This is a genomic window from Streptococcus mitis (genome assembly GCF_047462815.1).
GTDB classification, from domain to species: domain Bacteria; phylum Bacillota; class Bacilli; order Lactobacillales; family Streptococcaceae; genus Streptococcus; species Streptococcus mitis_DO.
The window spans coordinates 69,134-84,289 of the sequence record NZ_JASHFB010000011.1; the positions used below are offsets into that span (position 1 = coordinate 69,134).

A 15,156-nucleotide genomic window follows, 5' to 3' on the forward strand; every position below is an offset into this window, starting at 1 on the left:
AACAATTAGGAACTTTAGTTCCAATTGTTAGTACTGAATCACATCTTCTCTGGCGCTTCTACTCCGAGCAAGCGAAGGGCTTCTTTTAGAACGACTGCGGTTGCGTAGCTAAGGGCTAGACGGCTGTCGCGTTCTGGGGTTTCATCCAAGATGCGCGTATGTGCATAGTATTTGTTAAAGGCTTGAGCTAGGCTAATTGCAAATTTAGCAATGATAGAAGGTTCAAAGTTATCCGCCGCACGGTTAATAATACGTGGGAAGTCTTGGATGAGTTTGATGATTTCCCAGCTTTCAGCATCATTCAAGCTATAGTTGCCAGCTGTTTCTGGTTTGAAGTCTGCTTTGCGCAAGATAGATTGGATACGAGCGTAAGCATATTGAACGTAAGGTCCAGTTTCACCCTCGAAGGATACCATAGCCTCTAAGTCGAAGTCGTATCCATTTGTACGGTCGGTCTTGAGGTCATAGAACTTAATGGCTCCTACCCCGACAGCATGCGCTACCTGGTCTTTGTTTTCCAATTCAGGGTTTTTAGCTTCGATTTGGGCCTTGGCACGGCTAACTGCCTCTGCAACTGTAGGTTCTAGTAAGATGACATTCCCTTTACGAGTAGAGAGTTTCTTCCCTTCTTTTGTAACCAAACCAAAAGGAACGTGAGTAATGTCGTTACTCCAGTCGTAGCCCATCTCTTGTAAGACAGCTTTGAGTTGTTTAAAGTGGGCAGATTGTTCTTGGCCAACGACGTAGATAGATTTAGCAAATTGGTATTCGTTTTTACGGTAAAGAGCTGCAGCCAAGTCACGTGTGATATAGAGAGTTGCACCATCTGATTTCTTGATAAGGGCTGGATGTTCAATTCCATATTTCTCAAGATTCACAACTTGGGCACCTTCTGATTCAACAAGAAGGCCTTTTTCAGAAAGAATGTCTACAACTGCATCCATCTTATCGTTGTAGAAGGCTTCTCCATTGTAGCTGTCAAATTCGACTTGTAATTCATTGTAAAGACGGTTAAATTCCACCAAACTTTCATCACGGAACCATTGCCAAAGTGCGAGAGCTTCCTCGTCTCCATTTTCAAGTTTACGGAACCATTCGCGTGCTTCTTCATCCAAGCTAGGGTCATTTTCAGCCTCAGCATTGATGCGGACATAGAGTTTAAGAAGTTCATCGATTGGATGAGCTTTTACAGCTTCTTCGTCGCCCCATTTTTTGTAGGCAACAATCAACATCCCAAACTGTTTACCCCAGTCTCCCAAATGGTTGACCTTGACCGTTTGATAACCGATTTTTTGGAAAATATGTGACAAGCTATCTCCGATAACAGTTGAGCGTAGGTGACCAATAGAAAATGGTTTAGCGATATTGGGACTAGACATGTCGATAACAACATTTTCTTGTTTACCAATAGTTTGGTCAGCATAGTGTTCTTTTTCAGTGATAACCGCTTGCAACACTTGAGCAGAAATGGCAGATTTATCAAGGAAAAAGTTGACGTAAGGTCCTGTTGCAACAACCTTTTCAAAGGCTTGGCTATTAATTTTTTCAGCCAGTTCAGCCGCAATCATTTGAGGTGCTTTACGTTCGACTTTTGCAAGAGAAAAAGCGGGGAAAGCGATGTCTCCCATTTCTGAGTTTTTAGGGGTTTCCAGTAAATTTAAAATAGCCTCTTGGTCCAGGCTATCAATGATACTAGCCAATTCGCTAGCAATCAATTCTTTTGTATTCATTAAGAGCTCCTTTTTGGACTTTTCTACTATTTTATCACAATTTTAAAGAAAGAAGAAAAAATTTTTGAAATCTCCTATTTTTTTGGTATAATATAGTTATAAAAATAGTTATAAATATTCACATAAGAGGATTTTATGAGAAAAAGAGATCGTCATCAGTTAATAAAAAAAATGATTACTGAGGAGAAATTAAGTACACAAAAAGAAATTCAAGATCGGTTGGAGGCACATAATGTTTTTGTGACGCAAACAACCTTGTCTCGTGATTTGCGCGAAATCGGCTTGACCAAGGTCAAGAAAAATGATATGGTGTATTATGTACTAGCAAATGAGACAGAAAAGATTGATTTGGTTGAATTTTTGTCTCATCATTTAGAAGGTGTTGCAAGAGCAGAGTTTACCTTGGTGCTTCATACCAAATTGGGCGAAGCCTCTGTTTTGGCAAATATTGTAGATGCAAACAAAGATGAATGGATTTTAGGAACAGTTGCTGGTGCCAATACCTTATTGGTCATTTGTCGAGACCAGCACGTTGCCAAACTCATGGAAGATCGTTTGCTAGATTTGATGAAAGATAAGTAAGGTCTTGGGAGTTGCTCTCAAGACTTATTTTTGACAAGGAGAGACGGAAAATGGCGACAGAAAAGCTATCACCCGGCATGCAACAGTATGTGGATATTAAAAAGCAATACCCAGATGCTTTTTTGCTCTTTCGTATGGGTGATTTTTATGAATTATTTTATGAGGATGCGGTCAATGCTGCGCAGATTCTGGAAATTTCCTTAACGAGTCGCAACAAGAATGCCGACAATCCGATTCCTATGGCGGGTGTCCCCTATCATTCTGCCCAACAGTACATCGATGTCTTGATTGAGCAGGGCTATAAGGTAGCCATTGCAGAGCAGATGGAAGATCCTAAACAAGCAGTTGGGGTTGTGAAACGAGAGGTTGTTCAGGTCATTACCCCAGGGACAGTGGTTGATAGCAGTAAGCCGGATAGCCAGAATAATTTCTTGGTTGCCATAGACCGTGATGGCAATCAGTTTGGTCTAGCTTATATGGATCTAGTGACAGGTGATTTTTATGTGACAGGTCTTTTGGATTTCACGCTGGTTTGTGGGGAAATCCGTAACCTCAAGGCTCGAGAAGTGGTGCTGGGCTATGACTTGTCTGAGGAAGAAGAACAAATCCTCAGTCGCCAGATGAATCTGGTGCTTTCCTATGAAAAAGAAGGCTTTGAAGACCTTCATTTACTGGATTCACGATTAGCAGCGGTGGAGCAAGCGGCATCTAGTAAGTTGCTCCAGTATGTCCATCGAACCCAGATGAGGGAGTTGAACCACCTCAAACCTGTTATCCGTTATGAAATCAAGGATTTCTTGCAGATGGATTATGCGACCAAGGCTAGTCTGGATTTGGTTGAGAATGCTCGTTCAGGCAAGAAACAAGGCAGTCTTTTCTGGCTTTTGGATGAAACCAAAACGGCTATGGGAATGCGTCTCTTGCGTTCTTGGATTCATCGCCCTTTGATTGATAAGGAACGAATCGTCCAACGTCAAGAGGTGGTGCAGGTTTTTCTCGACCATTTCTTTGAGCGCAGTGATTTGACAGATAGTCTCAAGGGTGTTTATGACATTGAGCGCTTGGCTAGTCGGGTTTCTTTTGGCAAAACCAATCCCAAGGATCTCTTGCAGTTGGCGACTACCTTATCCAGTGTGCCACGGATTCGAGCGATTTTAGAGGGAATGGAGCAGTCTGCTCTGTCTTATCTTATCGAACAATTGGATGGAATTCCTGAGTTGGAGAGTTTGATTAGTGCAGCGATTGCTCCTGAAGCTCCTCATGTTATTACAGATGGGGGAATTATCCGAACTGGATTTGATGAGACTTTAGACAAGTACCGTCGCGTTCTCAGAGAAGGGACTGGATGGATTGCTGAAATTGAGGCTAAGGAGCGAGAAAACTCTGGTATTAGCACGCTTAAGATTGACTACAATAAAAAGGATGGCTACTATTTCCATGTGACCAATTCTCAACTGGGAAATGTGCCTGCTCACTTTTTCCGCAAGGCAACGCTGAAAAACTCAGAACGCTTTGGAACTGAGGAATTGGCCCGTATCGAGGGGGATATGCTGGAAGCACGTGAGAAGTCAGCTAACCTAGAGTACGAAATCTTTATGCGTATTCGTGAGGAAGTCAGCAAGTATATCCAGCGTTTGCAGGCTTTAGCTCAAGGAATTGCGACAGTTGATGTCTTGCAAAGTCTGGCGGTTGTAGCTGAAACCCAGCATTTGATTCGACCTGAATTCGGAGATGATTCGCGAATTGATATCCAGAAAGGGCGCCATGCTGTTGTTGAAAAGGTCATGGGGGCTCAGACCTATATTCCAAATACGATTCAGATGGCAGACGATACTAGTATTCAACTGATTACAGGGCCCAACATGAGTGGGAAGTCAACCTATATGCGTCAGTTAGCCATGACGGCAGTTATGGCCCAGTTGGGTTCTTATGTGCCAGCAGAAAGTGCCCATTTACCGATTTTTGATGCAATTTTTACCCGTATCGGAGCAGCCGATGACTTGGTTTCAGGTCAATCAACCTTTATGGTGGAGATGATGGAGGCCAATAATGCTATTTCGCATGCGACCAAGAACTCTCTCATTCTCTTTGATGAGTTAGGTCGTGGAACTGCAACTTATGACGGGATGGCTCTTGCCCAGTCTATCATCGAATACATTCACGAACATATCGGAGCCAAGACCCTCTTTGCGACCCACTACCATGAGTTGACTAGTCTAGAGTCCAGCTTGGAACACTTGGTCAATGTCCACGTGGCAACCTTAGAGCAGGATGGGCAGGTCACCTTCCTTCATAAGATTGAACCAGGTCCAGCTGATAAATCCTACGGTATCCATGTTGCCAAGATTGCTGGCTTGCCAGCAGATCTTTTAGCAAGGGCGGATAAGATTTTGACACAACTGGAGAGTCAAGGGGGAGAAAGTCCAAGTCTGATGAGACAAACAAGTGCTGTCACAGAACAGATTTCACTCTTTGATACGACTGAAGAACATCCTATCCTAGCAGAATTAGCTAAGCTGGATGTTTACAATATGACACCTATGCAGGCTATGAATGTCTTAGTAGAGTTAAAACAGAAACTATAAAACCAAGACTCACTAGTTAATCTAGCTGTATCAAGGAGACTTCTTTGACAATCCCCCACTTTTTTGCTAGAATAACATCACACAAACAGAATGAGAAGGAGCTGACACATTGTCGCTCCCTTTTGTCTATTTTTTAAGGAGAAAGTATGCTGATTCAGAAAATAAAAACCTACAAGTGGCAGGCCTTGGCTTCGCTCCTGATGACAGGCTTGATGGTTGCTAGTTCACTTTTGCAACCGCGTTATTTGCAGGAAGTCTTAGACGCCCTCCTTGCTGGAAAATATGAAGCTATTTATAGTATCGGGGCTTGGTTAATTGGTGTGGCCCTGGTTGGTCTAGTTGCTGGTGGGCTTAATGTTATCCTTGCAGCCTATATTGCCCAAGGAGTTTCATCCGACCTTCGAGAGGATGCCTTCCGTAAAATCCAAACCTTTTCTTATGCCAATATTGAACAATTTAATGCGGGAAATCTAGTTGTTCGCATGACAAATGATATCAACCAGATTCAGAACGTGGTCATGATGACCTTCCAAATTCTTTTCAGACTTCCCCTCTTGTTCATCGGTTCGTTTATCCTGGCGGTTCAAACTTTACCTTCTCTGTGGTGGGTGATTGTTCTCATGGTAGTCTTGATTTTTGGTTTGACTGCTGTCATGATGGGGATGATGGGGCCTCGTTTTGCCAAGTTTCAAACCCTTCTTGAGCGCATCAATGCCATTGCCAAGGAAAATCTGCGTGGCGTTCGCGTGGTCAAGTCCTTTGTCCAAGAAAAAGAGCAATTTACTAAGTTTACGGAGGTTTCAGACGAGCTTCTTGGTCAAAACCTTTACATCGGTTATGCCTTTTCAGTAGTGGAACCCTTTATGATGTTGGTCGGCTACGGGGCGGTCTTCCTCTCTATTTGGCTAGTTGCAGGGATGGTTCAGTCGGATCCGTCAGTTGTTGGATCCATTGCTTCCTTTGTCAATTACCTAAGCCAGATTATCTTTACCATTGTTATGGTTGGATTTTTGGGAAATTCTGTCAGTCGTGCCATGATTTCCATGCGTCGTATTCGAGAAATTCTGGATGCAGAGCCAGCCATGACCTTCAAGGATGTCCCAGATGAAGAGTTGGTTGGAAGTCTTAGCTTTGAAAATGTGACCTTTACCTATCCAATGGACAAGGAACCGATGCTGAAAGATGTGACCTTTACTATTGAACCTGGTCAGATGGTTGGTGTAGTTGGAGCGACTGGTGCAGGAAAATCAACCTTAGCTCAATTGATTCCACGTCTCTTTGATCCACAGGACGGGGCCATTAAAATCGGTGGCAAGGATATTCGAGAAGTGAGTGAAGGAACCCTGCGTAAAACAGTGTCTATCGTTCTCCAACGTGCCATTCTCTTTAGTGGAACCATTGCAGATAACTTGAGACAGGGCAAAGGAGATGCCACTCTATTTGAAATGGAGCGCGCAGCCAATATTGCCCAAGCTAGTGAATTCATTCATCGTATGGAGAAAACCTTTGAAAGTCCAGTTGAGGAACGGGGGAACAATTTCTCAGGTGGACAAAAGCAAAGGATGTCGATTGCTCGTGGGATTGTCAGCAATCCACGTATTCTGATTTTTGACGATTCGACCTCGGCCTTGGATGCCAAGTCAGAGCGCCTGGTGCAAGAAGCCTTGAATAAGGATCTGAAGGAGACGACAACCATTATCATCGCGCAAAAGATTAGCTCGGTTGTCCATGCAGATAAAATCTTGGTTCTAGATCAAGGACGATTGATTGGTCAAGGGACGCATGCAGACTTGGTTGCCAACAATGCTGTTTACCGTGAAATCTATGAAACACAGAAGGGAAAGGAGGAGTAAAATGAAGACAGTTCAATTTTTTTGGAATTATTTTAAAGTTTATAAGTTATCATTTGTAGTTGTTATTCTGATGATTGTTCTAGCGACTCTTGCCCAAGCCCTCTTTCCAGTCTTTTCTGGACAAGCAGTGACGCAGTTAGCTAATTTAGTTCAAGCTTATCAAGATGGTAATCCAGAACTTGTTTGGCAGAGTCTATCAGGAATCATGGTCAATCTTGGTCTGCTGGTTTTGGTTCTATTTATCTCCAGTGTCATATACATGTGTCTTATGACGCGCGTGATTGCAGAATCGACCAACGAGATGCGCAAAGGCCTTTTTGGGAAGCTTGCGCGATTGACGGTTTCATTCTTTGACCGCCGACAAGATGGCGATATCCTGTCTCGTTTTACCAGTGATTTGGATAATATCCTCCAAGCCTTTAACGAGAGCTTGATTCAGGTCATGAGCAATATTGTTTTATACATTGGTCTGATTCTTGTCATGTTTTCGAGAAATATGACGCTGGCTCTCATCACCATTGCCAGCACCCCAGTAGCCTTCCTCATGCTGATTTTCATCGTGAAAATGGCACGCAAATACACCAACCTCCAGCAAAAAGAGGTAGGGAAACTCAACGCCTATATGGATGAGAGTATCTCAGGCCAAAAAGCTGTCATTGTTCAAGGGATTCAAGAGGATATGATGGCAGGATTTCTTAAACAAAATGAGCGCGTGCGCAAGGCAACCTTTAAAGGAAGAATGTTCTCAGGAATTCTTTTCCCTGTCATGAATGGGATGAGTTTGGTTAACACAGCCATCGTCATCTTTGCGGGTTCAGCTGTTTTATTAAATGATAAGTCTATTGAAACAAGTACAGCCCTAGGTCTGATTGTTATGTTTGCTCAATTTTCTCAGCAGTACTACCAGCCTATTATTCAAGTTGCGGCAAGTTGGGGAAGCCTTCAGTTAGCCTTTACGGGGGCTGAACGGATTCAGGAAATGTTTGACGCAGAGGAAGAAATTCGACCTGAAAAGGCTCCAACCTTCACTCAGTTGCAAGAAGGTGTTGAAATTAGTCATATTGATTTTTCATACTTGCCTGATAAACCTATTTTGAAAGATGTCAGCATTTCTGCCCCTAAAGGCCAGATGACAGCGGTTGTTGGGCCGACAGGTTCAGGAAAAACCACTATTATGAACCTCATCAATCGCTTTTATGATGTTGATGCTGGTGGTATTTATTTTGATGGTAAAGACATTCGTGACTATGATTTAGATAGTCTCAGAAGTAAGGTGGGAATTGTCTTACAAGATTCGGTCTTGTTTAGCGGAACGATTCGAGACAATATCCGCTTTGGTGTGCCAGATGCCAGTCAAGAAATGGTTGAGGCAGCAGCCAAGGCAACCCACATTCACGACTATATCGAAAGTTTGCCTGATAAGTACGATACCCTTATAGATGATGACCAGAGCATCTTCTCGACAGGGCAAAAACAATTGATTTCTATCGCTCGAACCCTGATGACAGATCCAGAAGTTCTCATTCTCGATGAAGCCACTTCAAACGTAGATACGGTGACAGAAAGTAAGATTCAGCACGCCATGGAGGCGGTTGTAGCAGGCAGAACCAGTTTTGTTATTGCCCATCGTTTGAAGACCATCCTTAATGCAGACCAGATTATTGTCCTTAAAGATGGAGAGGTCATTGAACGTGGTAACCACCATGAACTCTTGAAGCTAGGTGGATTCTATTCAGAACTCTATCACAATCAATTTGTTTTCGAATAAGAAAGAAGTTGTCCTATGTGAGCCTACTGAAAAAGTCATTAAATTGATGGCTTTTTTGTTATACTAGAGATGAGGTGAAATAATGCTTGATAATCAGTTAACTATGGATGTCAGTCCTTATTCTAGTTTGTATGATATCGTGGTTCCTAAAACCCACTTTTTACGTCAGCTAACTGAACTCTGTGATTTTAGCTTTATTTATGATGAACTAGAAAAGAATTATCGTCCCGATTTTGGGCGTAAAGCCTATTCACCGATTATGATGTTCAAATATCTCTTGTTAAAAGATATTTATAAGTTATCAGATGTAGATGTGGTAGGACGTTCCTTGTCAGATATGGCCTTTAAATTTTTTCTTGGTCTAGCTCCTGAGGATTCTGTTATCGAGCCATCCTCTCTGACAAAATTTAGAAAGCTAAGAATTAAAGATGATAAACTGCTTGATGTATTGATTCAGAAGTCTGTTCAAATTGCACTCGAACATAACTTGATTAAGAGTAAAATCCTCATTGTGGATGCCACTCACACCAAATCTCATTATAATCATAAGAAACCCCAAGAAATCCTTAGAGAGCGTTCAAAAGCTTTACGTAAAACAATTTATCAACATTCAGAAGATATCAAAATAGAATTTCCAAAGAAACCTCAGGAAGATAACCTCGAAGCAGAGTTGACCTATACAGAGGAATTAATGGCTGTGGTTGAAAAACACGAGGAACTCTTAGCCCTACCGGCTGTGTCTCAAAAGTTCAATTACCTAAAAGAGGCTGTCGAGGACGACTTAGAACACTTGGAAGCTTCTGTTAAGGAGGAGGCTAGGCTTGGACATAAGACAGCCGACAGCTCTTTCTATGGATATAAAAGTCATATCGCTATGACGGATGAACGGATTATTACTGCTTGTGTGGTCACTTCTGGTGAACAAAGCGATGGGAAATATTTACCTGAGTTATATGCCAAAACAAAGGAAAATAGTCTGGACATCGAGACTATTATTGGTGATGCGGCTTATTCAGGAAAGGACAATATTCAACTAGCTCGCAAAGAAAAGATTCATTTGGTGTCAAAACTGAACCCTTCAGTTTCAAAAGGTTACCGTAAAGAAGAGGATGCGTTTGAATTTAATAAAGATGCAGGGCTATTTGTCTGTCCAGAAGGACACATGGCTGTTCGCAAAGCAAGGACAGGGAAAAAATATCAAAATAAGAATCAAGTTGTCACTCATTACTTTGACATTGAGAAGTGCAAGAGTTGCCTTTCCAAGGAAGGATGTTATAAGGAGGGGGCAAAGTCTAAAACTTATTCAATAGCCATTAAGAGTGACGACCATCTTTTCCAGAAGAAATTTCAGGAAACACCTTATTTTAAAGAAATGGCCAGACATAGCTATAAAATCGAAGCAAAGAATGCCGAACTAAAACAGAGACATGGCTTTGATGTCGCGAGAGCATCGGGTCTTTTCAGCATGGAGTTACAGGCAGCCACAACCATCTTCGTGGTCAATATGAAACGAATTATGACCTTAATAAATACAAAATAACCGAGGAACTCGCTCAAATTAACGAGAGATTCCTCGGTTTTCATTTCATTAAAAGTAAGAGACCTATTTTTTCAGTGGACTCTCCTATGTGGGCAGCTTTTTCTTGTCCATAAAAAATTTTTATCACAGCCTTAAAAAAAACATATTAGACGAAAGTCATTTTGAGTGATATGATAGGACTATCGTTATACTCAATGAAAATCAAAGAGCAAACTAGGAAGCTAGTCGCAAGCTGTACTTGAGTACGGTAAGGCGACGCTGACGTGGTTTGAAGAGATTTTCGAAGAGTATTAATATTCGAAAGGAGAGACATCATGGCTAGAACGGTTGTAGGAGTTGCTGCAAATCTATGTCCCGTAGACGCAGAAGGCAAAAACATTCATTCATCTGTATCTTGTAGATTCGCAGAGAGCATTCGTCAAGTCGGTGGTCTCCCTTTAGTCATTCCTGTTGGTGATGAGTCAGTTGTACGCGATTATGTAGAAATGATAGATAAACTTATCTTGACAGGCGGCCAAAATGTCCACCCTCAGTTTTATGGAGAGAAAAAGACCATCGAGAGCGATGATTACAATCTAGTACGTGATGAGTTTGAACTAGCTCTCTTGAAAGAAGCGCTCCGTCAGAATAAACCAATTATGGCAATCTGTCGCGGTGTTCAACTTGTCAATGTTGCCTTTGGTGGAACACTCAATCAAGAAATCGAAGGTCACTGGCAAGGCCTACCTTTCGGAACATCTCACTCTATTGAGACAGTGGAGGGAAGCGTGGTGGCTAAGCTATTTGGGAAAGAAAGTCAGGTCAACTCCGTCCATCGTCAAAGCATTAAAGATTTGGCACCTAATTTCCGTGTAACTGCTATTGATCCAAGAGACCAGACCATCGAAGCGATTGAGTCTATCGATGAGCACCGCATTATCGGTTTGCAGTGGCATCCAGAGTTTCTGGTTAATGAAGAGAATGGTAATTTAGAATTATTTGAGTATTTATTGAATGAACTCTAACGACTGGGACATCTGGTCGTTCTTTCTTTTATTTTTTCAAAATTTTTGGAATGTGGGATTTTTACGCAAACGTTTGAATTCTGATAAAAATTGGAGAAATTCGACAAAAAAACTTGAAAAAAACGAAGGTAAGCGTTATGATAGAAAAGAAGAAATATTGGAGGAATAACATGTCACATATTAAATTTGATTATTCAAAAGTTTTAGACAAATTTGTTGCACCACATGAAGTGGAATACATGCAATCACAAGTAACAGCAGCAGATGAATTGATCCGTAAAGGAACTGGTGCGGGTAGCGACTTCTTGGGATGGTTGGACCTTCCTGAAAACTACGACCGTGAAGAATTTGACCGCATCTTGAAAGCTGCTGAGCAAATCAAGTCAGACAGCGATGTCTTGGTTGTAATCGGTATCGGTGGATCTTACCTTGGTGCCAAAGCAGCAATCGACTTCTTGAACCACCACTTTGCTAACTTGCAAACAAAAGAAGAACGCAAAGCTCCACAAATCCTTTACGCAGGAAACTCAATCTCATCTACTTACCTTGCTGACTTGGTAGAATACGTAGCTGATAAAGACTTCTCAGTAAACGTGATTTCTAAATCAGGTACAACAACTGAACCAGCTATCGCTTTCCGTGTCTTCAAAGAACTCTTGGTTAAGAAATACGGTCAAGAAGAAGCCAACAAACGTATCTATGCAACAACTGACCGCCAAAAAGGTGCTGTTAAGGTTGAGGCAGACGCTAACGGTTGGGAAACATTTGTTGTTCCAGATGATATCGGTGGACGCTTCTCAGTATTGACAGCCGTTGGTTTGCTTCCAATCGCAGCATCAGGAGCTGACATCAAAGCCCTTATGGAAGGTGCGAATGCAGCTCGCAAAGACTACACTTCAGATAAAATCTCTGAAAACGAAGCTTACCAATACGCAGCAGTTCGTAACATCCTTTACCGTAAGGGCTATGCAACTGAGATCTTGGTAAACTACGAGCCATCACTTCAATACTTCTCAGAGTGGTGGAAACAATTGGCTGGTGAATCAGAAGGAAAAGACCAAAAAGGTATCTACCCAACTTCAGCCAACTTCTCAACTGACTTGCACTCACTTGGTCAATTTATCCAAGAAGGAACTCGTATCATGTTTGAAACAGTTGTTCGTGTTGACAAACCTCGTAAAAACGTAATTATCCCTAGCTTGGAAGAAGACCTTGATGGACTTGGTTACCTTCAAGGAAAAGACGTTGACTTTGTAAACAAAAAAGCAACTGACGGTGTTCTTCTTGCCCACACAGACGGTGATGTACCAAACATGTACGTGACTCTTCCAGAGCAAGACGCTTTCACTCTTGGTTATACAATCTACTTCTTCGAATTGGCTATCGCTCTTTCAGGTTACTTGAATGCTATCAACCCATTTGACCAACCAGGTGTTGAAGCCTACAAACGTAACATGTTCGCCCTTCTTGGAAAACCAGGATTTGAAGAATTGAGTAAAGAACTTAACGCACGTCTATAATAGAAGAAAAGAGTGGTTTGTCCACTCTTTTTACTCTCTTTATTCATAGAAATTGGACTCAGCCAAGACTTGTGATATAATATAGAGAGCAAAAAGGCAGACGCCTAGAGACTTTATAGGAGAAACTATGTCAAAAGATATCCGCGTACGTTACGCACCAAGTCCAACAGGACTACTACACATCGGAAATGCCCGTACAGCATTGTTCAACTACCTTTATGCACGTCATCACGATGGAACTTTTATTATCCGTATCGAAGATACTGACCGTAAACGTCATGTCGAGGATGGGGAACGTTCACAGCTTGAAAACCTTCGTTGGTTAGGTATGGATTGGGATGAAAGCCCAGAAACACATGAAAATTACCGCCAGTCTGAACGTTTGGACTTGTATCAAAAATATATCGACCAATTGCTAGCTGAAGGAAAAGCCTACAAATCTTACGTTACAGAAGAAGAGTTGGCAGCTGAACGCGAACGCCAAGAAGCAACTGGCGAAACACCACGCTACATCAATGAATACCTTGGTATGAGTGAAGAAGAAAAAGTAGCTTACATCGCAGAACGTGAAGCAGCAGGGATCATCCCAACTGTTCGTTTGGCTGTCAATGAGTCAGGTATCTACAAGTGGCATGATATGGTCAAAGGTGATATCGAATTTGAAGGTGGCAATATCGGTGGTGACTGGGTTATCCAAAAGAAAGACGGTTACCCAACTTACAACTTTGCCGTTGTCATCGATGACCATGATATGCAAATATCTCATGTAATTCGTGGAGACGACCACATTGCTAATACACCAAAACAGCTCATGGTTTATGAAGCACTTGGTTGGGAAGCTCCAGAGTTTGGTCACATGACCTTGATTATCAACTCTGAGACTGGGAAAAAATTGTCTAAACGTGACACCAACACCCTTCAGTTTATCGAAGACTACCGTAAAAAAGGCTATTTACCAGAAGCAGTCTTTAACTTTATTGCTCTGCTTGGTTGGAACCCAGGTGGCGAAGATGAGATTTTCTCTCGTGAAGAATTGATTAAACTTTTCGATGAAAACCGCCTCAGCAAGTCTCCAGCAGCCTTTGACCAGAAAAAACTAGACTGGATGAGCAATGATTATATCAAGAATGCAGATCTAGAAACTATCTTTGAAATGGCAAAACCATTCTTAGAGGAAGCAGGACGTTTAACTGACAAGGCTGAAAAACTAGTTGAGCTCTATAAACCACAAATGAAATCAGTAGATGAGATTATCCCATTGACAGATCTCTTCTTCTCAGATTTCCCAGAATTGACAGAAGCAGAGCGCGAAGTCATGGCGGGTGAAACAGTCCCAACAGTTCTTGAAGCCTTCAAAGCAAAACTTGAGGCGATGACAGATGATAAATTTGTAACAGAGAATATCTTCCCACAAATTAAAGCAGTCCAAAAAGAAACAGGTATTAAAGGGAAAAATCTTTTCATGCCTATTCGTATCGCTGTTTCAGGTGAAATGCATGGACCAGAATTACCAGATACAATTTTCTTGCTTGGACGTGAAAAATCAATCCAGCATATAGAAAATATGTTAAAAGAAATCTCTAAATAAGAAGGGTATAATAATGGACATCTGGGAAAAGATGTACGAAGAAGCACAGAAGCTATACGATCCACATGAAGTATCTGATTTTGTTTACGCTAACCATGTTGTGGCCGCAGTAGAAGCAGAAGATGGACAAATATTTACAGGTTTCTGTATGGAGGGAACCTGTGGTGTTTTCCATCTCTGCGCAGAGCGGGCAGCTCTCTTCAATATGTACCAGTTTTCAGGACAAACTAAGGTAAAAAAAGTATTAGCCTTTCGAGACAAACCACCTTATGGTGGAAGTTCGGGTATGCCTTGCGGTGCCTGTAGAGAATTCCTTTTAGAGCTTAATGCTGAAAATAAAGATGCAGAATTCATGATGGACTACGATACAAGAAAGACGGTGAAAGTCGCAGAACTAATCCCCTATTGGTGGGGAGAAGAACGTGCTTCTAAGTTTAATAATCAATAGAAGAGTCAGTATAATTCTGGCTCTTTTTACTATAATTTGAAAAACTGTACTTGAAAAGAATTGAAAGATTTGTAAAAAAGTTAAAAAAGGTGTTGACAAAGTTTGAAAAGTCGGTATAATAGTAAGAGTTGAAAATAACAACTCTGGTCCGTTGGTCAAGGGGTTAAGACACCGCCTTTTCACGGCGGTAACACGGGTTCGAATCCCGTACGGACTATGGTATGTTGCGGTTAGAACACTTGATGAAAAAAGTTTTAAAAAAGTTTCAAAAAAGTGTTGACAAGCGAAAGCGACTGTGATATACTAATATAGTTGTCACTTGAGAGAAGTGAGTGACAAAGACCTTTGAAAACTGAACAAGACGAACCAATGTGCAGGGCGCTACAACTAAGGTTGTAGTACTGAACAATGAAAAAACAATAAATCTGTCAGTGACAGAAATGAGTGAGAACTCAAACTTTTAATGAGAGTTTGATCCTGGCTCAGGACGAACGCTGGCGGCGTGCCTAATACATGCAAGTAGAACGCTGAAGGAGGA

At 41.7% G+C, this 15,156-nt stretch carries 10 protein-coding genes, 1 tRNA gene and 1 rRNA gene; 11 read left to right on the forward strand and 1 reads right to left on the reverse strand.

Annotation, left to right across the window (positions count from 1 at the left end; genetic code table 11):
• Window positions 1-38: 38 nt before the first annotated feature.
• The gene (argS, locus tag QM865_RS07215) at window positions 39-1,730 is read right to left on the reverse strand and encodes an arginine--tRNA ligase (protein WP_414306347.1); all 1,692 of its coding nucleotides are present in this window, start codon (window positions 1,728-1,730) and stop codon (window positions 39-41) included.
• A 135-nt stretch (window positions 1,731-1,865) separates the two neighbouring features.
• Between argS and argR the strand changes: the two genes are divergently transcribed.
• The 11 genes from argR to QM865_RS07270 form a co-directional block, all read left to right on the forward strand.
• The gene (gene argR, locus QM865_RS07220; protein WP_001231476.1) at window positions 1,866-2,312 is read left to right on the forward strand and encodes an arginine repressor; all 447 of its coding nucleotides are present in this window, start codon (window positions 1,866-1,868) and stop codon (window positions 2,310-2,312) included.
• Window positions 2,313-2,362: 50 nt separating this feature from the next.
• A complete protein-coding gene (mutS, locus tag QM865_RS07225) occupies window positions 2,363-4,897 on the forward strand; it encodes a DNA mismatch repair protein MutS (RefSeq protein WP_101776938.1) in 2,535 nt (844 codons plus the stop codon).
• 146 nt (window positions 4,898-5,043) lie between these two features.
• Window positions 5,044-6,750, forward strand: a complete 1,707-nt coding sequence (gene patA, locus QM865_RS07230; RefSeq protein ID WP_414306348.1) for a multidrug efflux ABC transporter subunit PatA — start codon at window positions 5,044-5,046, stop codon at window positions 6,748-6,750.
• A 1-nt stretch (window position 6,751) separates the two neighbouring features.
• Window positions 6,752-8,518 (forward strand): multidrug efflux ABC transporter subunit PatB, encoded by a 1,767-nt coding sequence (gene patB / locus QM865_RS07235; RefSeq protein WP_414306349.1) that lies wholly within the window; start codon window positions 6,752-6,754, stop codon window positions 8,516-8,518.
• Window positions 8,519-8,600: 82 nt separating this feature from the next.
• Window positions 8,601-10,058, forward strand: a complete 1,458-nt coding sequence (locus QM865_RS07240) for an IS1182 family transposase (protein WP_414306350.1) — start codon at window positions 8,601-8,603, stop codon at window positions 10,056-10,058.
• A gap of 314 nt (window positions 10,059-10,372) precedes the next feature.
• Window positions 10,373-11,062 carry a gamma-glutamyl-gamma-aminobutyrate hydrolase family protein gene (locus tag QM865_RS07245; RefSeq protein WP_049524749.1) on the forward strand — a complete coding sequence of 230 codons (690 nt, stop codon included), beginning with the start codon at window positions 10,373-10,375 and terminating at the stop codon, window positions 11,060-11,062.
• 170 nt (window positions 11,063-11,232) lie between these two features.
• Entirely contained in the window at window positions 11,233-12,582 is a 1,350-nt protein-coding gene (locus QM865_RS07250) for a glucose-6-phosphate isomerase (protein WP_000018268.1), read from the forward strand.
• Window positions 12,583-12,709: 127 nt separating this feature from the next.
• Window positions 12,710-14,170, forward strand: coding sequence for a glutamate--tRNA ligase (gene gltX, locus QM865_RS07255; protein ID WP_414306351.1), 1,461 nt, complete (start codon window positions 12,710-12,712; stop codon window positions 14,168-14,170).
• 13 nt (window positions 14,171-14,183) lie between these two features.
• Window positions 14,184-14,618 carry a cytidine deaminase family protein gene (locus QM865_RS07260; protein WP_261064686.1) on the forward strand — a complete coding sequence of 145 codons (435 nt, stop codon included), beginning with the start codon at window positions 14,184-14,186 and terminating at the stop codon, window positions 14,616-14,618.
• Window positions 14,619-14,763: 145 nt separating this feature from the next.
• A tRNA-Glu gene (locus QM865_RS07265) sits at window positions 14,764-14,835 on the forward strand.
• 242 nt (window positions 14,836-15,077) lie between these two features.
• Window positions 15,078-15,156, forward strand: a 16S ribosomal RNA gene (locus QM865_RS07270); the annotation flags it as partial.